Origin of the sequence: Nocardioides sp. NPDC092400, from assembly GCF_040684155.1 — a bacterium.
Lineage (GTDB): Bacteria > Actinomycetota > Actinomycetes > Propionibacteriales > Nocardioidaceae > Nocardioides.
Map to the genome: position 1 here is coordinate 1,196,636 of NZ_JBFBFJ010000001.1, position 20,508 is coordinate 1,217,143.

The 20,508-nt window shown below is 72.6% G+C and carries 18 protein-coding genes; 10 read left to right on the forward strand and 8 right to left on the reverse strand.

The features are described 5' to 3' along the window. Window positions 1-8: 8 nt before the first annotated feature. Entirely contained in the window at window positions 9-830 is an 822-nt protein-coding gene (locus AB0N29_RS05920) for a pentapeptide repeat-containing protein (RefSeq protein ID WP_364864886.1), read from the forward strand. Here the strand turns inward: AB0N29_RS05920 and AB0N29_RS05925 are convergent. The 3 genes from AB0N29_RS05925 to AB0N29_RS05935 are packed head-to-tail and all read right to left on the reverse strand — an operon-like array spanning window position 827 to window position 4,015. Further along, window positions 827-1,990, reverse strand: coding sequence for a thiolase domain-containing protein (locus AB0N29_RS05925; RefSeq protein ID WP_364864888.1), 1,164 nt, complete (start codon window positions 1,988-1,990; stop codon window positions 827-829). The two genes, AB0N29_RS05920 and AB0N29_RS05925, sit on opposite strands and share 4 nt — an antisense overlap. After that, entirely contained in the window at window positions 1,990-3,042 is a 1,053-nt protein-coding gene (locus AB0N29_RS05930; RefSeq protein WP_364864890.1) for a thiolase domain-containing protein, read from the reverse strand. Before AB0N29_RS05930 ends, AB0N29_RS05925 begins: the two co-directional genes overlap by 1 nt. A 13-nt stretch (window positions 3,043-3,055) precedes the next feature. Beyond that, the gene (locus tag AB0N29_RS05935; RefSeq protein ID WP_364864892.1) at window positions 3,056-4,015 is read right to left on the reverse strand and encodes an OB-fold domain-containing protein; all 960 of its coding nucleotides are present in this window, start codon (window positions 4,013-4,015) and stop codon (window positions 3,056-3,058) included. A 58-nt stretch (window positions 4,016-4,073) separates the two neighbouring features. Between AB0N29_RS05935 and AB0N29_RS05940 the strand changes: the two genes are divergently transcribed. From AB0N29_RS05940 to AB0N29_RS05950, 3 genes are read left to right on the forward strand one after another with little or no spacing between them, the layout of a single operon-like run. Then, window positions 4,074-5,117 (forward strand): LLM class F420-dependent oxidoreductase, encoded by a 1,044-nt coding sequence (locus tag AB0N29_RS05940; RefSeq protein WP_364864894.1) that lies wholly within the window; start codon window positions 4,074-4,076, stop codon window positions 5,115-5,117. Beyond that, window positions 5,114-6,760 carry a fatty-acid--CoA ligase FadD8 gene (gene fadD8, locus AB0N29_RS05945; protein ID WP_364864896.1) on the forward strand — a complete coding sequence of 549 codons (1,647 nt, stop codon included), beginning with the start codon at window positions 5,114-5,116 and terminating at the stop codon, window positions 6,758-6,760. The genes AB0N29_RS05940 and fadD8 overlap by 4 nt, the downstream gene beginning before the upstream one ends. 37 nt (window positions 6,761-6,797) lie before the next feature. After that, complete coding sequence (locus AB0N29_RS05950) at window positions 6,798-7,343, forward strand: TetR family transcriptional regulator (protein WP_302271173.1); 546 nt, start codon at window positions 6,798-6,800, stop codon at window positions 7,341-7,343. 20 nt (window positions 7,344-7,363) lie between these two features. Here the strand turns inward: AB0N29_RS05950 and AB0N29_RS05955 are convergent, their stop codons facing one another. Beyond that, window positions 7,364-7,633, reverse strand: coding sequence for a hypothetical protein (locus tag AB0N29_RS05955; RefSeq protein WP_364864899.1), 270 nt, complete (start codon window positions 7,631-7,633; stop codon window positions 7,364-7,366). A gap of 681 nt (window positions 7,634-8,314) precedes the next feature. Further along, window positions 8,315-9,154 carry a crotonase/enoyl-CoA hydratase family protein gene (locus AB0N29_RS05960; protein WP_364864901.1) on the reverse strand — a complete coding sequence of 280 codons (840 nt, stop codon included), beginning with the start codon at window positions 9,152-9,154 and terminating at the stop codon, window positions 8,315-8,317. Between the two features lie 45 nt (window positions 9,155-9,199). On the opposite strand from AB0N29_RS05960, the gene AB0N29_RS05965 reads away from it, so the two are divergent. Then, the gene (locus tag AB0N29_RS05965; protein WP_364864903.1) at window positions 9,200-10,849 is read left to right on the forward strand and encodes an acyl-CoA synthetase; all 1,650 of its coding nucleotides are present in this window, start codon (window positions 9,200-9,202) and stop codon (window positions 10,847-10,849) included. Between the two features lie 7 nt (window positions 10,850-10,856). After that, window positions 10,857-11,963 carry a nitronate monooxygenase family protein gene (locus tag AB0N29_RS05970; RefSeq protein ID WP_364864905.1) on the forward strand — a complete coding sequence of 369 codons (1,107 nt, stop codon included), beginning with the start codon at window positions 10,857-10,859 and terminating at the stop codon, window positions 11,961-11,963. Here the strand turns inward: AB0N29_RS05970 and AB0N29_RS05975 are convergent. The 3 genes from AB0N29_RS05975 to AB0N29_RS05985 form a co-directional block, all read right to left on the reverse strand. After that, entirely contained in the window at window positions 11,960-13,066 is a 1,107-nt protein-coding gene (locus AB0N29_RS05975; protein WP_364864907.1) for a glycoside hydrolase family 6 protein, read from the reverse strand. The two genes, AB0N29_RS05970 and AB0N29_RS05975, sit on opposite strands and share 4 nt — an antisense overlap. Before the next feature lie 88 nt (window positions 13,067-13,154). Continuing rightward, window positions 13,155-14,270: an acyl-CoA dehydrogenase family protein gene (locus tag AB0N29_RS05980; RefSeq protein ID WP_364864909.1), complete on the reverse strand. Its 1,116-nt coding sequence runs from the start codon at window positions 14,268-14,270 to the stop codon at window positions 13,155-13,157. A gap of 8 nt (window positions 14,271-14,278) precedes the next feature. After that, window positions 14,279-15,466, reverse strand: coding sequence for an acyl-CoA dehydrogenase family protein (locus tag AB0N29_RS05985; RefSeq protein WP_364864911.1), 1,188 nt, complete (start codon window positions 15,464-15,466; stop codon window positions 14,279-14,281). Window positions 15,467-15,593: 127 nt separating this feature from the next. Between AB0N29_RS05985 and AB0N29_RS05990 the strand changes: the two genes are divergently transcribed. From AB0N29_RS05990 to AB0N29_RS06005, 4 genes are all read left to right on the forward strand, one after another. Then, complete coding sequence (locus AB0N29_RS05990; protein ID WP_364864913.1) at window positions 15,594-16,790, forward strand: Rieske 2Fe-2S domain-containing protein; 1,197 nt, start codon at window positions 15,594-15,596, stop codon at window positions 16,788-16,790. A 2-nt stretch (window positions 16,791-16,792) separates the two neighbouring features. After that, window positions 16,793-17,086: a hypothetical protein gene (locus AB0N29_RS05995; RefSeq protein WP_302271188.1), complete on the forward strand. Its 294-nt coding sequence runs from the start codon at window positions 16,793-16,795 to the stop codon at window positions 17,084-17,086. A 40-nt stretch (window positions 17,087-17,126) separates the two neighbouring features. Then, window positions 17,127-18,230: a ferredoxin--NADP reductase gene (locus AB0N29_RS06000; protein WP_364864916.1), complete on the forward strand. Its 1,104-nt coding sequence runs from the start codon at window positions 17,127-17,129 to the stop codon at window positions 18,228-18,230. A 158-nt stretch (window positions 18,231-18,388) separates the two neighbouring features. After that, window positions 18,389-20,308 (forward strand): hypothetical protein, encoded by a 1,920-nt coding sequence (locus AB0N29_RS06005; RefSeq protein WP_364864918.1) that lies wholly within the window; start codon window positions 18,389-18,391, stop codon window positions 20,306-20,308. The last annotated feature ends 200 nt before the right edge of the window (window positions 20,309-20,508 follow it).

Consider the following 20,508-nt stretch of genomic DNA (forward strand, 5'->3'; position numbering starts at 1 on the left):
TCGTCCCCGTGGCCCACATCGACCATCGGTCGCACCTGCGGGCCGACTGCGCCCGCTGCACGGGCCTGTGCTGCGTCGCGCTCGCCTTCGCCCCCTCCGCGGACTTCGCGATCGACAAGCCCGCGGGCACGCCGTGCCCGCACCTGGCCGGCGACTCCCGCTGCTCGATCCACGACCGGCTCCCCGAGCGCGGGTTCCGCGGCTGCACGACGTACGACTGCTTCGGCGCGGGCCAGCGCGTCGTCGGGGACGTGCTGCCCGGGACCGACTGGCGCGCCGACCCCGCGGCGGCCGGGCGGATGTTCGCGGTCTTCCACGTCGTCCGCGGCCTCCACGAGCTGCTCTGGTACGTCGCGGAGGCGGCCTCGCTCGTGGACGGCCCGCTCCACGCGGAGCTCGAGGCGGTGCGGGTCCGGCTCGAGGGGCTGGCCGGTGCGGACGCCGACGTCGTCGCCGCGGTCGACGTGGACGAGGAGCGGGCCGGCGCCGTGCCCCTGCTGCGTGCCGCGAGCGAGCGGGCCCGCGCCGGCTCGGCGGCGCCCGACCTGCCCCGGGACCTCGTCGGCCGGGACCTGCGCGGCGCCGACCTCGCCGGCGCGGACCTCCGCGGCGCGCTGCTCATCGGCGCGGACCTGCGCGGCGCCGTGCTGGAGCGGACCGACCTCACCGGCGCCGACCTGCGCGGTGCGGACGTGCGGGGCACCGACCTGGCACGGGCGCTCTTCCTGACCCAGCAGCAGGTCGCCGCGGCGGACGGGGACGCGGGCACGACACTGCCCGAGGCGCTCGGTCGCCCCGGGCAGTGGCCGGTGGACGGGTCGCCCGGCTAGTTGCCCGGCTTGTCCGCGCCGACGACCCACATCGCGAAGAACTGGGACCCGCCGCCGTACGCGTGGCCCAGCGCCCTGCGGGCGCCGTCGACCTGGTGCTCCCCGGCCGCTCCGCGCACCTGCAGGGCGGCCTCGCCGAACCGGAGCATCCCCGAGGCGCCGATCGGGTTGGAGGAGAGGACGCCGCCGGAGCAGTTGACCGGCAGGACGCCGTCCATCGCGGTGCCGCCGGACTCGGTCAGCCGCCAGCCCTCGCCCTCCGCGGCGAAGCCGAGGTTCTCCAACCACATCGGCTCGAACCACGAGAACGGCACGTAGATCTCCGCCGCGTCGATCTCTCGGAGCGGGTCGGTGATCCCCGCCTGCTGCCAGAGGTACGCCGCGGCGTCGCGCCCCGCCTGCGGGTTGACCTGGTCGCGCTCGGCGGCCGTGGTCGCCTCCGAGCGCATCACCGTGCCGTGGATCCAGGCCGGGTTCGGCGACGCGGCCGCGGTGTCCTCGTCGACGATCACCATCGCGCAGGCGCCGTCGGAGGAGGGGCAGGTCTCGTCGTACCGGATCGGGTCCCACAGCACCTGCGAGGCCAGCACCGACTCGACGGTGGTGTCGGGGTTGCGCAGGTGGGCGTAGGGGTTGCGCAGCGCGTTCTGCCGGTCCTTGGCCGCGACGATGGCGCCGACGTGGGTCGGCGCGCCGGAGCGGCGGATGTAGGAGCGCACGTGCGGGGCGAAGTACCCGCCGGCGCCGGCGTGCACCGGCATGTTGAACGGCACAGGCACCGAGAGCGCCCACATCGCGTTGGACTCCGACTGCTTCTCGTAGGCGACGGTCAGGACCCGCTTGTGCACGCCCGCCTGGACCAGCGAGGCGGCGACGATGGCGGTCGAGCCTCCCACCGAGCCGGCGGTGTGCACCCGCAGCAGGGGCTTCCCGGCCGCGCCGAGCGACTCGGCGAGGAACAGCTCGGGCATCATCACGCCCTCGAACAGGTCCGGCGCCTTGCCGACGACGATCGCGTCGATGTCGTCGAGGGAGATGTCGGCGTCGGCGAGGGCCCGGTCGATGGCCTCCCGGCAGAGGCCGGCCATCGAGACGTCCTCACGCTTCGCGCGGTGGCGGGTCTGGCCGACGCCGACGATCGCGGCTGGCTGCTTGGCCATCAGTTCCTGCCCTCCATGGTGCACACGATGTTCTGCTGGAGCGCGGGGCCGCTGGTGGCGTGGCCGAGCACCTTGCCTGCCTCGCCGTCCCACACCTTGCGCGCGGCCTCGCCGAGGCGGATCAGGCCGCCGGTGAACATGGGGTTGCCGGCCAGCGCACCGCCCGACGGGTTGACCGCCACGTCCTCGGCCAGGCCGAGCTCCCGGCGCAGCACGAGCTCCTGGTGGCTGAACGGCGCGTGCAGCTCGGCCACCTCTACGCCGTCGACGCCCGCGGCCCGGCCGGCGCGCTCGGCCGAGGGGGAGCGGGTGAGGTCGCGGCTGCCCATGCTGATCGCGTCCACGTAGTGGCTGAAGCCGCTGATCCACGCCGGCCGGTCGCGCACCTCGCGGGCCCGGTCGCCGGCGGCGAGGACCATCGCGGCCGCGCCGTCGGTGACCGGCGCGCAGTCGTGCTTGCGCAGCGGGTCGGCGTACATCGGCCGGGCCAGGAGCTCCTCGACCGACGAGCCGCCCTTGCGCACGGCGTACTCGTTCTTCTCCGCGTCGGTCAGCGAGCGGTTGGCCACCTCGGCCATCGCCCGCTCGTCCCAGAGCCCGGCGTCGATGCCGGCGCGGGCCTGGAGGCCGGCGAGCGACACGGTGTCGGGCCACAGCGGCGTCATCGTGTAGGGGTCGAGCTGCAGCGCCAGGGTCCGGCGCAGCACGCCCGCCGAGCTCTTGCCGAACCCGTAGACCAGGGCGGTGTCGACCTCCCCGGTCTGGATCTTCAGCCAGGCCTCGTACAGCGCCCAGGCCGCGTCCATCTCGACGTGCGACTCGTTGACCGGCGGGATGACGCCGATCGCGTCGACCGCCTGGACGAACGAGAAGGACCGGCCGGCCAGGTAGTCGGAGGACCCCGAGCACCAGAAGCCGATGTCGCGCCGGGTCCACCCGGTCTGCTCGTAGCACTCCGCGAAGAGCGGGACGAGCAGCTCCACGCACGTGGGCGACCCGTCGAACTCCTCCATCTGCCGCTGGGCGAACCCGACGACGGCGACGTCTCTCATCGTCTCTCCCGCCTCAGAGGTGGTGCTTGTAGGTGTCGTAGTCCGCGTCCGGCTCGCCGGTGGGACGGAAGTGGCTGATGTTCTCGATCGTGGTGCCCCACTCCTCGCGGGGCTTCCAGACCGCCTCGACCCGCATGCCCATCCGGACCTCCTCGGCCGGGAGGTCGAGGATCAGGTGCAGGAAGGCGATGTCGGCACCGTCGAGCAGCACGTACGCCGAGACGTACGGCGGCTTGATCCGCTGGCCCAGGAACGGCACGTTGACGATGCAGAACGTCGTCACCGTCCCGGTCTGGGAGAGCTCCACCTCGTCGGTGGTCGGTGTGCCGTCGGCCGGGCACGCGCTGCGCGGCGGCACGTAGACCTTGCCGCAGGTGGGGCACCGCTGGCCGATGATCCGGCCCTCGGCGATGGCGCGGTAGAAGGACGACTCCTCCGGCGACGCGGCGTACTGGTAGTCCAGCTCGACGGGGGTGACGACCCCCGTGACGGGCTCGCCCAGGTCGCCGAGCTCGGTCGCGGAGCCGGTCGCTGCGTCCTCGGCCGGCTCGAAGCAGGAGATGTCGGTGATCGCGCCGACCCGCTCCTCGGCCCAGCGGACCCGCACGCGCATGCCCGTGCGGACCTCGGCGGGGGAGCCGACGTCGAGCGCGTGCACCAGCGGCGCGTCGGCGCCGTCGAGGGTCACCAGCACGAAGGCGAAGGGGCGGTCGAGCGGCTGGCCGGCCACCGGCTCGGGGACCCAGCTCCACGAGGTGACCGTGCCGGTGTCGGCGACCTCGACGAAGTCGTCGAGCTGCCGGTGGGTGACCGGGTCGTACTCGGGCGGGGGGACGACGACGCGGCCCTCGGAGGTCCGGCCACCCACGACGCGGCCCTCGCGCAGGCCGGTGAGGAACCGACCGAGGACCGGTCCGGTGGACCGCGTGTAGTCGAAGGCGACCGTGACCGGTGCGGACAAGGTTCGGGACATGGTCGGGAAGTGAAACATGTTCTAGAAATCGCGGCAAGGGTCTGCCAGGGTGACGACCATGAAACTCGGACTGCAGCTCGGCTACTGGGGCGCGCAGCCCCCGACGGGTGTCGCCGAGCTCGTCGCGGCCGCCGAGGAGGCCGGCTTCGACGCGGTGTTCACCGCCGAGGCGTGGGGCTCCGACGCGTTCACCCCGCTCGCCTGGTGGGGGCGCACGACGACGCGCCTGCGGCTCGGCACCTCCATCGTCCAGATGTCCGGCCGGACGCCGACCTCGATCGCGATGCACGCGCTCACGCTCGACCACCTCAGCGGCGGCCGCGTCGTCCTCGGCATGGGCGTGAGCGGTCCGCAGGTCGTGGAGGGGTGGTACGGCGAGCCCTTCGCCAAGCCGCTGGCCCGCACCCGCGAGGTCGTCGACATCATCCGCCAGGTCCTCGCCCGCGAGGCGCCCGTGACCAACGACGGTCCGCACCACCCGCTGCCGTACGCCGGCCCGGGCGCGACCGGTCTCGGCAAGCCGCTCAAGCCCATCGTCCACCCGCTGCGCGCCGACGTCCCGATCTGGCTCGGCGCCGAGGGGCCGAGGAACGTCGCGCAGACCGCCGAGATCGCCGACGGCTGGATCCCGATCTTCTACACGCCCCGGTCCGCCGGCATGTACCAGCCGTGGCTCGACGAGGGCTTCGCGCGCCCGGGCGCCCGGCGTACCCGGGCCGACTTCGAGATCGCCGCCACCTGCCACCTCGAGATCGTCGAGGACGGCGCCGGCAAGCAGGCCGTGATCGACGCGATGAAGCCGTTCGTCGCGCTCTACATGGGCGGCATGGGGGCCAAGGACCAGAACTTCCACAAGCAGGTCTTCGAGCGGATGGGCCACGCCGAGCTGGCGGCGCAGGTCCAGGAGCTCTACCTGACCGGCGAGAAGGACAAGGCGGCGGCGCTGGTCCCCGACGAGCTGGTCGACGACATGCACATCATCGGAACCGCCGGCGAGGTGCGCGAGCGCGTCGCCCAGTGGGAGGAGACCGGAGTGACCACCTTGCTGCTCAGCTGCCGATCCGCGGACGAGGTCCGCCGCGTCGCCGAGGTGCTCGCATGAGCACCCCCGCGCTGGTGCAGCCCGCCGAGACCCAGGCGACCCAGGAGCTCCTACGGCTCGGCACCCACAACGGACACCTCATGGTGGCCGCCCTCAGGAAGCACCGCACGAAGCCCGTGATGCACCTCGGCGACGTCACGCTGACCGGCGGCGAGGTGGCCGAGCGGATCAGCCAGTACGTCCAGGCGTTCGAGGCGCTGGGTGCCGGGCGCGGCACGGCCGGCGCCCTGCTCGCGCTGAACCGGCCCGAGGTGCTGTTCATCCTCGGTGCCGGCCAGACCCAGGGCTACCGGCGCACGTCGCTGCACCCGCTGGGCTCGCTGGAGGACCACGCCTACGTCATCAACGACGCCGAGATCACCACGCTGGTCATCGACCCGAACCCGATGTTCGTCGAGCGCGCGCTCGGCCTGCTCGAGCGGTGCCCGGGACTGGACACCGTGCTCACGATCGGCCCCGTGCCCGAGCCGCTCGCGTCCGTGGGCGCGGACCTGACCGCGAAGGCGGCCGAGTTCGAGCCGCAGCCGCTCGAGGCCGCGCTGCTGCCGCACGACCACGTCGTGTCGATCACCTACACCGGCGGGACGACCGGCAAGCCCAAGGGCGTCATCGGCACGTCGCGGCAGATGAACACGATGACCCAGGTCCAGATGTCGGAGTGGGAGTGGCCCGAGTCCCCGCGCTTCCTCATGTGCACGCCGCTCTCCCACGCCGGCGCGGCGTTCTTCGTGCCGACCGTGCTCAAGGGCGGCTGCCTCTACGTGCTGGCGAAGTTCGACCCCGGCGAGGTGCTGCGCACGATCGAGGAGCAGCGGATCACCGCGACCATGCTGGTGCCCTCGATGCTCTACGCGCTGATGGACCACCCCGATTCGAGGACCCGGGACCTCTCCTCGCTCGAGACCGTCTACTACGGCGCCTCGGCGATCAACCCGGTCCGCCTGCGCGAGGCGATCGACCGCTTCGGGCCGATCTTCGCGCAGTACTACGGCCAGTCCGAGGCGCCGATGGTGATCAGCTACCTCGGCAAGCAGGACCACGTCTCCGCCGACGACCGCCGCCTCGCCTCCTGCGGCCGCCCCTCGGCGTTCCTGCGGACCGCGCTGCTCGGCGAGGACGGGCGGCCCGTGCCGACCGGCGAGCCCGGCGAGATCTGCGTGGCCGGGCCGCTCCTCGCCGGCGGCTACTGGAAGCTCCCCGAGGCGACCGCCGAGACGTTCCGCGACGGCTGGATGCACACCGGGGACGTGGCGCGCGAGGACGAGGACGGCTTCTGGTACATCGTGGACCGCACCAAGGACATGATCGTCACCGGCGGCTTCAACGTCTTCCCGCGCGAGGTCGAGGACGTCGTCGCCGAGCACCCCGCGGTCGCGCAGGTCGGGGTGATCGGCACGCCGCACGAGAAGTTCGGCGAGGCGGTCACCGCCATCGTCGTCCTGCGGGAGGACGCGGCCTGCGACGAGGAGTCGGTGGCCCGGATGACCGCGGAGATCCAGGAGATGGTCAAGGAGCGCAAAGGGTCGGTGCAGTCGCCCAAGCAGGTCGTCGTGGCCGACGCGCTCCCTCTGACCGCCCTGGGCAAGCCGGACAAGAAGGCGCTGCGTGCGCAGTACTGGACCGGGGACCGCGCCGTCGGGTGAGCGGCCGGTGCGCCCGCGCAGCCACTAGCCTGCGCGGGTGACCGGGCGCAGCACACGGACGGCGATCGCGGAGGCCGCACGCCGGCAGTTCCAGGCCGGCGGGTACGCCGCGACCTCGGTGCGCTCGGTGGCCGCGGAGGCGGGCGTCGACGCCGCGCTGGTGATGCGGCACTTCGGTTCCAAGGAGCAGCTGTTCCTCGAGACGATCGACGTCGAGGGCGCCTTCGAGCAGGCGCTGGACGGCCCGCCGGAGCGACTGGGGGAGCGACTGGTCACGCTCGTGCTCGACGACCGGCTCGGACGCGTGTTCCGGACGACGTACCGGGCGATGATCCGCGCGACCGACAGCGACCAGGTCCGGACCCGGCTGCTGGAGGCGATGGAGACGACGCTCGCCGCCCCGATCGCCGGGCGGCTCGAGGGCGAGGACGTCGAGCTGCGGTCGCGGCTGGTGGCCGCGCAGGTGGGCGGGCTGCTCGAGGCCCTGGCGATCCTCGAGGACCCCGTCGTCACCGCCGCGCCGCCCGAGCGGGTGGCCCGCTGGTACGGCGCGGCGGTGCAGGCGCTGGTCGACGGCGCGTAGCCGTCAGGACCCGCGAGCCCTCAGAGCAGGCCCTGGACGGTCCGGGTGTCGCCGCTGCGGCCGACGACGAACAGGGTGCCGTCGGCGTTGTCGAGGTACTCGCGCACGGGGTCGAGCCCGAGCCCGGTGGCCTCGGCGATGTCGGTGTCGGGGATCGCGGTCACCGACTGCCCGAAGCCCGACGGCGGCGCGAGGTCGTCGCCCGTCGCCCCGCCGCCCTGGGCACGCTGCCAGAGCTCGCGGATGGTGTTGTGCAGGTCGTCGGTCGTGGCCTCGGTGTCACTGGTCATGCCCGAGCGGTACCCGGGTCACCACCGGACAACGTCGCTCGGCCCTGTGGGGAACCTCTCCGCCGCGTGCTGCTGGTCGAGCAGGGAGGCGCGCCAGCGCGGACGTGCTGCTGGTCGAGCAGGGAGGCGCGCCAGCGCCGAGCGTCGTCGAGACCCGGTGGGGTGCCCACGGCTCTGCTGGTCGAGCAGGGAGGCGCGCCAGCGCCGAGCGTCGTCGAGACCCGGTGAGGTGCCCACGGCGCTGGGGACGGTCACCGGGTCTCGACGACGGCTCGCCAGGGCTCGCCTGCTCGACCAGCGGGCGGGCTCGGTTGGTCGAGCAGGGAGGCGCGCCAGCGCCGAGCGTCGTCGAGACCCGGTGAAGTGCCCAGGGCGGTCGGGACGGTCGCGGGGCCTCGACGACGGCTCGCCAGCGCAGGGCACCCGCTGGTCGAGCAGGGAGGCGCGCTAGCGCCGAGCGTCGTCGAGACCTGGTGAGGTGCCTGCGGCGCTGGGGACGGTCGCGCGGTCTCGACGACGGCTCGCCAGGGCTCGCCTGCTCGACCAGCGGTGCGGTGAGGTACCTAGGGAGGTGGGGACGGTCACGGGGTCTCGACGACGGCTCGCTGGCGCTCGCCTGCTCGACCAGCGGTACGCCGGGTGCTGCGGGTCGAGCAGGGAGGCGCGCCAGCGCCGACCGCTTCAGGAGGCGGTGAAGCGCGGGGCGCGCTTCTCGGCGAAGGCGCGCGGGCCCTCCTTGGCGTCGTTCGAGGCGAAGACGGCGGCACCCACGCGGGCGTCGTCCTTCCAGGCCTCGTCCTCGTGCTTGCCCTCGGACTCGCGCATCGTGCGGAGGATGGCCTGGACGGCGACCGGGCCGTTGGCGGCGATGAGGTCGGCGATCTCGTGGGCCTTGGCGAGGGCCTGGCCGTCGGGGACGACGTGCCCGATCAGGCCGATCTCCTTCGCCTCGGCCGCCTTCACGTGGCGGCCCGTCAGCAGCAGGTCGGCCGCGACGGTGTAGGGGATCTGGCGGACCAGGCGGACGGCCGAGCCGCCCATCGGGTAGAGGCTCCAGCGCGCCTCGGAGATGCCGAACTTCGCGGACTCGCCGGCCACCCGGATGTCGGTGCCCTGCAGGATCTCGGTGCCGCCGGCGATGGCGGGGCCCTCGACCGCGGCGATGAGCGGCTTGGTCAGCCGGAAGCCCTTGAGCAGGCCCTTGATGACGGTCGGGTCGTACTCGCCGGACTCGAAGGACTCCGACGGGGGCCGCTTCGACATCGACTTCAGGTCGGCCCCGGCGCAGAAGTAGCCGCCCGCGCCGGTGAGGATGCAGACCCGGATCTCGGGGTCGGAATTCACCCGGTCCCAGGCCTCCTCCATGATCGCGAGCATCTCGCCGGAGAGCGCGTTGCGCGACTCCGGCCGGTTCATCGTGACGACCAGCTTGTGGCCCTCCTGCTCGACGAGGCAGTGCGGCTCGGAGGGCGCGTCGGAGGGGCTGTTGGAGGGGGCCTGGGAGGCGTCCGTGCTGGTCATGCGGGGATGCTAGCCAAGAACGAGAACGTGTTCTAGTGTCGCGGCGTGGCTCACAACATCGCTGACCTCTTCGAGCACGCGGTCGACGCCGCGCCCGACAACCTCGCCGTCAAGGTGGGTGATCGGGTCGCCACCTACGCCGACCTCGAGGCCGAGTCGAACAAGCTCGCGCACTACCTGCAGGCGCAGGGAGTGGGCCCCGGCGACCACGTCGGGATCTACGCCAAGAACAGCATCGAGCACGTCGTGGCGGTGCTGGCGGTGACCAAGATCCGCGCGGTCAACATCAACGTCAACTACCGGTACGTCGAGGGAGAGCTGAACTACCTCTTCGACAACGCCGACGTGGTCGCGCTGGTCCACGAGCGGCCCTACGCGGACCTCGTCGCCGCGTGCTTCCCCCGCCACGAGAAGCTCCGGGTGGCCGTGGTGATGCCGGACGCCATCGAGCCCGACGACACCAGCGACGTGTCGTCGTACGGCGGCGTCCTGTGGGACGACGCGCTGGCCGGCCAGTCCGCCGAGCGCGACTTCGGCGAGCGCAGCGCCGATGACCTGCACATCATCTACACCGGCGGCACGACCGGCTTCCCGAAGGGCGTCATGTGGCGCCACGAGGACTTCTGGCGGGTCCTCGGCGGCGGGATCGACTTCTACACCGGTGACCGGCTCGACGAGCGCGACCAGTCCAAGCAGGCCACCGACCCGCGGATGGTCACCTTCCCACTGAGCCCGCTCATGCACGGCGGCGCCCAGGCCGGTCTCCTCATGCACCTCTTCGCCGGGCGCCTCACGATCCTCGAGCCGAAGTTCGACCCCGTCCGGACCTGGGAGATCATCGACCGCGAGAAGGTCCAGCTGATCTTCATGACCGGCGACGCGATGGCGCGCCCGCTGATCGAGGCCTACGAGGCCGGGGACTTCGACGGGTCCAGCCTGTTCGCGATCTCCAGCAGCGCGGCGATCTTCAGCCCGCCGGTGAAGAAGCGGTGGATGGACGCCTTCCCGAACGCCGTCTTCACCGATTCCATCGGGGCCTCCGAGACCGGCTTCCAGGGCATGGGCATGCAGGAGAAGGACAACATCAGCGCCGACGGCCCCGTCGTCGCGCTCGGACCGGCCAGCGTCGTCATCGACGAGGACAACCGCCTGCTCGACGTGGCCACCGACGTCGGCCGGGTCGGCCGGCTCGGCCGCGGCGGCCACGTGCCGGTGGGCTACTACAAGGACGAGGTCAAGTCGGCCGCGACCTTCCTGACCATCGACGGCGAGCGCTACTCGGTCCCAGGGGACAACGCCCGGATCGAGGAGGGCGGCAAGGTCACGCTGCTCGGGCGCGGCTCGAACTGCGTCAACACGGGTGGCGAGAAGGTCTACCCCGAGGAGGTCGAGATGGCCATCAAAGGCCACCCCGCGGTGTACGACGTGCTCGTGGTCGGCGTGCCCGACGAGAAGTTCGGCCAGGCGGTCGCCGCCGTGGTCGAGCTGCGCGAGGGCCACACCCTCGAGCTCGAGGACCTGCGCAGCTACCTGCGCGCCCACCTCTCGGGCTACAAGCTGCCCCGCGCCCTCACCCTCGTCGACCGCGTGCCCCGCAACGCCACGGGCAAGGCGCAGTACCCCAAGGCCAAGGAGATGGCGCTGGCCGTCACCGGCCGGCCCGCCGACCAGTCCACCGCACCCACGGGAGCCTGAGCACCAGATGCGTACCCCCCTCTGCGACGCCTTCGGCATCGAGTACCCGATCTTCGCCTTCACCCCCTCCGAGCACGTCGCGGCCGCGGTGTCGCGCGCCGGCGGGCTGGGCGTCCTCGGCTGCGTGCGGTTCAACGAGACCGAGGAGCTCGAGGAGACGCTCAGCTGGCTCGACGACAACACCGACGGCAAGCCGTACGGCGTGGACATCGTCATGCCGATGAAGATCCCGACCGAGGGCACCTCAATCGACCTCAAGGCGATGATCCCCGAGGAGCACATCTCCTTCGTCGACCGCACGCTGCAGAGGCTCGGCGTGCCGCCGCTCCCCGAGGGCGAGGGCCGCGACGGCGTCCTCGGCTGGTTGCACTCGGTGGCGCGCAGCCACCTCGACGTGGCGCTCCAGCACCGTCCGGTGCTCATCGCCAACGCCCTCGGCTCGCCGCCGAAGGACGTCATCGACACCTGCCACGAGCACGGCGTCAAGGTGGCGGCGCTGGCCGGTGCGGCCAAGCACGCGCTCAGCCACGTCGCCAACGGCGTCGACATCATCATCGCGCAGGGCTATGAGGCCGGTGGCCACACCGGCGAGGTGGCCAGCATGGTGCTGACCCCCGACATCGTCGACGCGGTCGGCCCGGACGTCCCGGTGCTGGGCGCCGGCGGCATCGGGTCCGGTCGGCAGGTCGCGGCCTCGCTGGCGCTCGGTGCGCAGGGCGTCTGGACGGGCTCGATCTGGCTCGGCACCGAGGAGTACCGCAACCTCTCCGCCAACCACTCCGCCTGGGAGACCGCGTTCACCCGCGCGACCTCGAGCGACACCGTCCGCACCCGGGTCTACACCGGCAAGCCCGCGCGCCTGCTGAAGACCAAGTGGGTCGAGGCGTGGGCCGAGGAGGAAGCGCCCCAGCCGCTGCCGATGCCGCTGCAGAACCTGCTGGTCTCCGAGGCGCACAACCGGATCGTGGCGTCCAACGACCCCGACGTGATCTCCATGCCGGTCGGCCAGATCGTCGGCCGGATGAACGAGGTCCGCCCGGTCGCCGACGTGGTCGCGGACCTGGTCGCGGAGTTCGACGAGACGGTCAAGCGGCTCGACGGCCTCAGCGTCTAGCGGTACGGCGTGGTCCGGGCGACCGCGAGCGCCCGCCGCAGGTCGAACGGCTTGGCCTGGCGGTCCAGCCAGGGCCGCCCGGCCCACAGGTAGCCGTCGACGTGCGCGGCCGCCAGGCGACGCACGTCGTCGGGCAGGCCCCAGCGCTCGTCGGCGACCTGCCAGGTCGGCGGGATGCCGAGCGTGACGCAGCGCCGCTGCTTGCGGCTGGTGCAGGTCGGGGCGTTGTCGAACCGGCCGCCGTGGTGCCGGCGGTTGTACTCGAAGGTGAAGCCGCGCCCGTTCTGCGCGGTGTCGACGGTGAAGTGCTTGCCGGCGATGCCGCGGGCGGCCAGCGCCTCGACCACCCGCGCGCCGAAGCGGACCTGGCGCGCGGTCGTCTCGTAGTGGGTCGTGTTCAGGTGGAAGCCGCGCACGTGGCGGACACCGGCGCGCACCAGCTGGGTCACCGCCAGCTGCGGGTCGAGGTGGTTCCACCCGGCCGAGCCGACCTCGATGTAGACCGAGGTGCGGGGGAGCGCCGCCAGCGCCCGCGTGGCGTAGGCCACCAGCCGGGAGAGCTGGGTCGACCCCCGCGGCGCGCAGAGCGCGAACGGCCCGTCGGGCTGCAGGACCACCGCGGCCCGCGTGTCGCCGAGCGCGCCGGCGAAGCTGCGGACCCATCGCTTGTACGACGCCTTCTCGGCCTTCGTGGGCAGCCGGGTGCACGCCTCGTGCTCCCAGGGCACCATCCGGAAGACCGTCAGCTGGACGAGCGCGTCCGGGTCGCCGCCCTGGGCGTTGGCGACGTACTCCCGGACCCGCGCGGCGATGTCGCGGTCGGGGATCCAGTCGCCGAACCACTTCGCCTTCGGTGCGTTCGCGATCTGCCCGAGCAGCTCGCGCTGGCGACCGGTCGCCCGCTCGTACGGCGCCCAGGCCATCTCCGCGCCGCCCCGGTAGACGCCCCACGTGCCACCCGCGAGCGGGTTGTCGGAGCCGGTGCCGACTGCCGCCGGAGCGGCCGGGGGAGGAGCGGCGAGGGAGCCGGCGGCGGTGGCCGGTCCCAGGAGGAGCAGGAACGCCACCACGAGGGCAGGCAGCAGCGGCAGCCGGGGGGACATGCGCTCGACGCTAGAGCAGCGTCAAGCAGGCGCGCCGGGTGATCGACCAGGTGTGACCGATCGGACGAGGCGGCGTGGTCCGAGCAGGTCAGGCCGGCTCGGCCGCGAGGTGCCGGCCGATGAGCAGGGCCTGCTCGGTGGCTCCGCCGTGGAGGAACTCGAACCGCTTGGCGGTGGTGAAGTACCGGTGCGCCTCGCCGTCGAGGTCGATGCCGACACCGCCGTGGACGTGGATCGTGGTGTGGGCCAGCCGGTGGCCCGCGTCGGCGGCCCAGAGCTTCGCCACCGCCACCTCGCTCTCCGCGGGCAGGCCCTCGGCGAGCCGCCAGGCGGCGTGCCACAGCGTCAGCCGCTGGCCGAGGACGTCGATGTAGCCGTCGGCCAGCCGCTGGGAGACGGCCTGGAAGGTGCCGATCGGTCGCCCGAACTGCTCCCGCGTCCCCGCGTACGCCGCGGTCAGCGCGAGCGCGCCCTCGGTGACGCCGAGCTGCTCGGCGGCGGCGGCGAGCACCAGCAGCTGCCGCAGCCGGCGGTCCACCGAACCGTCGGCGGGCCCCACGAGGCGGTCCGCACCGAGCGCGGCCCCGTCCAGCTCGAGCCGGGCGACGCGATCACCGTCGGTGAAGTCCTGCGGGGTGAGGGTGACGCCGCTGTCGTCGGGGCGGACCAGGAAGACGCCGACCCCCTCGGGGGTGTCGGCCGGGACGAGCAGCAGGTCGGCGTACGCGCCGGCCGGGACGACGGCCTTGGCCCCGGTCAGCCGCCACCCGCCGGCGGCGTCGCCCGCGGCCACGGTGGTGGGCCGCTCGGGTGCGAAGGAGCGGTCCTCCGCGACGGCGGCGGTGAGGACGGCGGAGCCCGACGCGGCCCCCGGCAGCCAGGACGCCTGCTGCTCGGTCGAGCCGTGCTCGGCGAGCAGGAGGGCGGCCGGCCCGTGGAAGGCCAGCGGCACCGGCGCGACCCTGCGGCCCACCTCGACCAGGACACGGCAGAGCTCGACGAGCCCGAGGCCGGCCCCGCCGTGCGCCTCGGGGAGCGCGAGGCCGAGCAGGCCGGCGTCGCCGAGGTCGCGCCACAGCTCGCGGTCGAAGCGGTCGCCGGCCTGCTCGACCGCGCGCATCCGCTCGGGCGTCGCGCGGTCGGCGAGGATGCGCGCGGCCAGCTCGGCGGCCTCGTCCTGCTCGGGGGTGAAGGAGAAGTCCATGGGTCTGCCTACCTCTTCGCCGCGGGCAGCCCGAGGCCCACGTAGCCGATGATGTCGCGCTGGATCTCGTTGGTGCCGCCGCCGAAGGTCATGACGAGCGAGGACCGGTACATCCGCTCCAGGCGTCCGGCGAGCACGGCCCCGTCGGAGGAGGCGGGTAGCGCGGCGTTCGGGCCGACGACCTCCATCAGGGACCGGTAGACCTCGGTCGCCAGCTCCGAGCCGTAGATCTTGGTCGCCGACGCCTCAGCGGGTGAGAGGTCCACGCCGTGGTCGGCGTCGGAGGCGAGCTTCCAGTTCAGCTGGGTCAGCATCGTGATCCGGGCGTGGGCGCGGCCCAGCGCGATCTGCACCCACTCGGTGTCGATCACCCGGTCGCCGGCGGCGTTCTTGGTCTCCTGCGCCCAGGCGCGCACCAGCCGCAGCGACTGGGTCAGCGGCGCGGAGGAGGTGAGGGCGACGCGCTCGTGGTTGAGCTGGTTGGTCATCAGCGCCCAGCCGCCGTTGAGCTCACCGACCAGGTTCCCGACCGGGACGCGCACGTCCTCGTAGTACGTCGCGCTGGTGCCGACCCCGGCGACGGTGTGGACGGGCGTCCACGAGAAGCCGGGTGCGTCGGTGGGGACGAGGATCATCGACAGGCCCTTGTGGCGCGGCAGGTCGGGATCGGTGCGGCAGGCCAGCCAGACCCAGTCGGCGTACTGGATGAGCGAGGTCCACATCTTCTGCCCGTTGACCACCCACTCGTCGCCCTCGCGGACCGCCCGCGTGCGCAGGGACGCCAGGTCGGTGCCGGACCCGTGCTCGGAGTAGCCGATCGAGAAGTGCAAGTCGCCGGCGAGGATCCGGGGCAGGAAGTGGTCCTTCTGCTCGGGCGTGCCGTACCGCATGATCGTCGGCCCGACCGTGTTGAGCGTCAGGTAGGGGATGGGCACCCCGTGGTCGGCCGCGACGTCGGTGAAGATCAGCTGCTCCACCATCGAGCGGGCCTGGCCGCCGTACTCCTCGGGCCAGCCGATCCCCAGCCACCCGTCCCTGCCCAGCCGGCGGATGACGTCCTTGTAGACGCCCGCCTCGCCGACCTCGCCCGCCGAGGCCGCCAGGCCGGCCCGGACCTCGGGGGTGACCACCTCCGAGAAGTACTCGTGCAGCTCCTCGCGGAGCCGCAGCTCCGCATCCGTCAGTGCCAGGTGCATGCGGAACTCCTGCCGAGTGGTACCGGGCGGTGCGGGATGGTGGAAACACCGAGCAGAAAACTATAACCTGTTCTCGTTTTGGTCCACCGGCACGCGGTTCGGCCATCGAACGATCGGGAGGCACGCGATGAGCGACACCGGATCCAGCACCCGCTACCTGGACCAGGGCAAGCCGCCGGAGCGCTTCGCGCGCGGCTGGCACTGCCTCGGCCTGGAGTCGGCCTTCGCCGACGGCCGGCCGCACGGCATCGAGGCGTTCGGCACCAAGCTGGTCGTGTGGCGAGACAGCCAGGGCGGCACCAACGTCCTCGACGGCTACTGCCGCCACATGGGCGGGGACCTCACCCAGGGCAGCGTCAAGGGCGACGAGGTCGCCTGTCCCTTCCACGACTGGCGCTGGGGCGGCGACGGGAAGTGCAAGCAGATCCCCTACGCCCGCCGCGTCCCGCTGCGCGCCCGCACCCAGAAGTACCCCGTGGTCATCCGCAACGGCCAGGTGCTGGTCTGGCACGACGTCGAGGGCTCGGCCCCCGACCTGGACGTCCTCCCTCCCGAGCTGCCGGGGATCGGCACCGACGAGTGGACCGACTGGTTCTGGGAGGTCGTGCCGATCGAGGGCTCGAACTGCCGCGAGCTGATCGACAACGTCGTGGACATGGCGCACTTCTACTACGTGCACCTGTCCTTCCCGACGAGCTTCCGCAACGTCTTCGAGGGCACCCGCGCCACGCAGTACATGGGTTCCAAGGGCCGCCCCGACGTGAGCGGCGGGTACGGCGACGCCGAGATGTTCCTGAAGTCGGAGGCGACCTACTTCGGCCCGTCGTACATGGTCAACTGGCTCGAGGTCGACTACAAGGGCTTCGTCACCGAGGTCGTCCTCATCAACTGCCACCTGCCCACGGGGCCGGACTCGTTCACGCTGCAGTACGGCATCGCCGTCAAGAAGCCCGAGGGCCTCGACGAGGCGACCGCGCAGTACATCGCGAAGAAGTACGCCACGATGTTCGGCGAGGGTTTCCTCCAGGACGTGCACATCTGGAAGAACAAGGTGCCGGTGCAGAACCCGCTCCTGTGCGAGGAGGACGGCCCGGTCTACCAGCTGCGTCGCTGGTACGAGCAGTTCTACGTCGACGTCGCCGACATCGCCCCCGAGATGGTCGACCGCTTCGAGTTCGAGGTCGACACCACCAAGGCCAACGAGTTCTGGCAGGCCGAGGTCGCGGAGAACCTCGCGAGGAAGGCGGCCGAGGACTCCGCGCCGGCGGACGGCGTGGCCGACCCGGAGGCCGAGGGCAAGCCCCAGGTCATGACGGGGACCTGAGCGTGCCGTCGTTCGTCCCGCTGAGTCCCGAGACCGTCGAGGACCAGCGGCTCTACACCTCCGCCCGGCTGACCCAGGTCGCCTGCCTGGACTGCCTCGCGCAGGTCGGGGTCAAGAAGAACAGCGAGCACCACACCTCGATCCAGTGGACGACCGAGGCGCGGGCGCACTGCCCGGAGCTGACCCGGCGCGACGGCGTCCGCGAGAGCCACGTCGGCTGCCCGCGGATGCTCGCGAGCATCGAGACCGCTGTCCGGGAGGGACAGGTCCCGATCGGTGCCGAGGACGGATACTGAGGCGGCCCGGCCCCATCACCCCCCCGACCAGAGAGACCCCGTGGACACCGACTCCTTCGAGCTGAAGATCCTCGACGTCGTCGAGGAGACGCCCGACGCCCGTTCCATCAGCTTCGAGGTGCCTGCCGGCGCCGAGGAGCACTTCGCCTACAAGCCGGGGCAGTTCCTCACCGTCGCCGTGCCGAGCGACCAGACGGGCGTGGCGGCGCGGTGCTACTCGCTGTGCAGCAGCCCGGTCGGCGGCGGCCCGCTGACGATCACGGTCAAGCGGACCGACGGCGGGTACGCCTCGAACTGGATGTGCGACAACCTCGCGCCCGGCGACAGCCTGCGGGTGCTCCCGCCGAGCGGCATCTTCACCCCGGCCTCGCTCAGCGCGGACCTGCTGCTGTTCGCGGGCGGGAGCGGCATCACGCCGGTCATGTCGATCACCCGCACGGCGCTGGAGCAGGGGACCGGCCGGATCGTCCTGTTCTACGCCAACCGCGACGAGTCCTCGGTGATCTTCGCCGGCGAGCTGGCCCGCCTGGCCGCCGCGCACCCCGACCGGCTCGTCGTCGTCCACTGGCTGGAGTCGGTCCAGGGGCTGCCCACCCACGAGCAGGTCAAGGCGTTCGCCGCCGGCTACACGACGTACGACGCGTTCGTGTGCGGTCCGACGCCCTTCATGAAGATGACGGTGGCCGCCCTCAAGGAGCTCGAGTTCCCGCGCGAGCGCCGCCACCAGGAGAAGTTCGTCTCCCTCGGCGGCAACCCGTTCGGCGACCTGCACGACGTCGAGGTGGCCGAGCAGGAGATCGACGCCGCGGAGCACGACGAGGACGACGCCGCGCAGGAGCCCGCCAGCCACGGCGGCGGCCCGTCGGGGCCGGTCCGGCTCGAGGTCGAGCTCGACGGGGAGACGCACTCCTTCGACGACTGGGCGCCGGGCACCAAGATGCTCGACCACCTCGAGGCGAAGGGCGTCAAGGCGCCGTACTCCTGCCGCGACGGGGAGTGCTCGGCCTGTGCGGTCCGGCTCCTCGAGGGCGACGTGGACATGCTCCACAACGACGTGCTCGACGACGAGGACCTCGCCGACGGCATCCGGCTGGCCTGCCAGTCGGTGCCGACGACCGACACGGTGCGCGCGACGTACAACTGACGGCCGACCCGTCGTCGAGGCGGGCGGCTTCGCGGGCGCGCTGGGAATTACAGATCTGTAGTTGTTCCAGACGCGTTGCGTGGGGCTGGTGTGACTGGTGTGATGCCACCTGCGCCTGTCCACGGCGCCGTCCCGTGCACCCGTCCCGGAGGAGTTCCGTGCCAGCCCCCACCGCGGCCGTCCAGCTGGTCCGCCGCGCCCTGGCGACCGGGCTCACGGCCGTCCTCGTCCTGGGGCTGGCCCTCACCCTCGCGGGACCGCCGGCCGCGCCCGGCGGGCCGGTCGCCCCGGCGCTCGCGCCCGCAGCAGCGGCGCTGCCGAGCCCGTCGTACACCGGCTTCACGCTGAACGTCTGCCACTGCCTGCGACCGGAGAAGGCGATGGCCGACGTCCGCAGGGCGCTCACCCTCGGCGACGCCGGTGGCCTCCAGGAGTTCTCCGAGGCCGAGGACCGGCAGAACCTCGTCGCGCTCCTGCAGGCCAGGGACTGGGGCTGGTACATGCCCAACGGTGCGGGCGTCGCCATCCCGATCATCTGGAACCGCCAGCGGTTCCGGCTCATCGAGGGCCGCTCGGTGATGACCCACGGCGCGCAGAACGGCGTGACGCCGGCGCGGTTCATCAACAGCGTGCGGCTGCGCGAGGTCGCCACCGGCAAGGTGTTCGGCTTCGTCAACACCCACACGATCGCGCAGGCCTCGCGCGACGCGCAGCTGTCGAACATGAAGCGGATCCCGCGGCTGCGCAAGCACCTGGGGATGCTGCGCCAGGAGATCCGGCGGCTCGCCGGCACCACCGAGCACGTCTTCGCCGGCGGGGACCTGAACGTCAACTACCTGGCCGACAGGCGACGGCGCAACGCCGGGCTGCCGACCGACGCGCTCGGCGGGGTGGTCAGCTTCGACATGCCGCTGACCGGGTCCCGCGGTCCGGGCTCGCTGCTGGACTACGCGATGACGCTGCGCAAGGGCAGCGGCTTCAGCCGGACCAGCGCACGCGTCGTCGGCGGGTTCAACTCCGACCACGACGCCGTGGTCGTCACCTACCGCACCAACGACCTGTTCGCGACCGGGGCGCTGCACAACCGGCCGGTCGGCGGCACCGGCGAGGACCGCAAGCGGATCGGTGACCGGCAGGCCCGCGCCGTCATGGACGCCGAGCCGGGCGCGCTCGTCCGGCTGGCGACCCCCCGCCTGGACGACCCGACGCTCGCGGGTGCCCTCGTCGACGCGGCCGCCGAGGGCGTCGCCGTGCAGGTCGTCCTGGGTGCCGGGTCGTCGACCGCCGAGGAGCGGGCGCTCGCGGCCGCCGTCGGCACCGACCGTTCGGCCGGCTCGTGGGTGGCGCGGTGCTCCGGCAGCTGCCTCGGCGGGACCGGTCGCACCGACCTCGCCGTGCTGCTCGTCAGCCGAGCCGGCGGCACCACTGACCTGACGGTGGTCGGCGCGGGCGCGCCGGTGCAGGCGGCCCGCAACCGGTGGTCGAGCGCGTACCTCTCCTCCGACCCCGCGCTGTACGCCGGCTACGGCACGATCTTCGGTCGGCTCGCCGCCGACACCACCGACGCCACCAGGACCCGGGTGCTCACCTGGGGCTCCTACACCGCCCAGCTCTACCCGGTCCCCGACGTGGCCCGCCGCGACCCGGTGCTCCGGGGCCTGGCCGCCGTCGGCTGCAAGAACGCCGCCGGCCTGCGGACCAGCGACGGCCGCACCAACGTCCGGGCCGCGGTCCGGTCCTGGGCAGGAGCCCGGGGCAAGCGGATCGCGGAGCGGCTGGTCACGCTGCGTCAGCGCGGCTGCGACGTCGCAGCGGTGCTCGGCCCCCACGTCCTGCGCGGCATCCGCCGCACGCTGGAGCGCGGCGGGGTCCAGACCCGCGACGCCAAGGTCGGCGGCAACCTGCTGGTGGTCGACGGCCGCTACGGCAAGCGGAAGGGCGTGCAGAAGGCATGGGTCGGTGGGCCCGCCTGGTCCGACGGCGCCCTCGCCGGGGACGGCGTCAGCCTGGTCGTGAGCGAGCGGGAGACCGTGCGGCAGTACCTCGACGGGTTCAGCCGGGCGTGGACCCACGGCTGAGCCCGGCTCGGCGGCGTCGTCGGAGCGGTGCAGAACCCGTTCCGCCGTCGACCCAAACGGCGTGCCCACCCCAGGATCCGCTGGTCCGAAGTGACCACGACGGACCGACCGATCCGCCCTCACGATCCGGTCCCCGGGTCGGTCACCATCTGCTCCCAACACCCCTTGGGCGCACGGCCTCCCCCCACTCGATCGTCACT

Coding starts and splice junctions, on each gene's coding strand:
- AB0N29_RS05975 (WP_364864907.1), bottom strand. CDS start 13,066: ATGTCCCCCCGGCTGCCGCTGCTGCCTGCCCTCGTGGTGGCGTTCCTG.
- AB0N29_RS05925 (WP_364864888.1), bottom strand. CDS start 1,990: ATGGCCAAGCAGCCAGCCGCGATCGTCGGCGTCGGCCAGACCCGCCAC.
- AB0N29_RS05970 (WP_364864905.1), top strand. CDS start 10,857: ATGCGTACCCCCCTCTGCGACGCCTTCGGCATCGAGTACCCGATCTTC.
- AB0N29_RS05990 (WP_364864913.1), top strand. CDS start 15,594: ATGAGCGACACCGGATCCAGCACCCGCTACCTGGACCAGGGCAAGCCG.
- fadD8 (WP_364864896.1), top strand. CDS start 5,114: ATGAGCACCCCCGCGCTGGTGCAGCCCGCCGAGACCCAGGCGACCCAG.
- AB0N29_RS05930 (WP_364864890.1), bottom strand. CDS start 3,042: ATGAGAGACGTCGCCGTCGTCGGGTTCGCCCAGCGGCAGATGGAGGAG.
- AB0N29_RS05980 (WP_364864909.1), bottom strand. CDS start 14,270: ATGGACTTCTCCTTCACCCCCGAGCAGGACGAGGCCGCCGAGCTGGCC.
- AB0N29_RS05935 (WP_364864892.1), bottom strand. CDS start 4,015: ATGTCCCGAACCTTGTCCGCACCGGTCACGGTCGCCTTCGACTACACG.
- AB0N29_RS05985 (WP_364864911.1), bottom strand. CDS start 15,466: ATGCACCTGGCACTGACGGATGCGGAGCTGCGGCTCCGCGAGGAGCTG.
- AB0N29_RS05955 (WP_364864899.1), bottom strand. CDS start 7,633: ATGACCAGTGACACCGAGGCCACGACCGACGACCTGCACAACACCATC.
- AB0N29_RS05940 (WP_364864894.1), top strand. CDS start 4,074: ATGAAACTCGGACTGCAGCTCGGCTACTGGGGCGCGCAGCCCCCGACG.
- AB0N29_RS05960 (WP_364864901.1), bottom strand. CDS start 9,154: ATGACCAGCACGGACGCCTCCCAGGCCCCCTCCAACAGCCCCTCCGAC.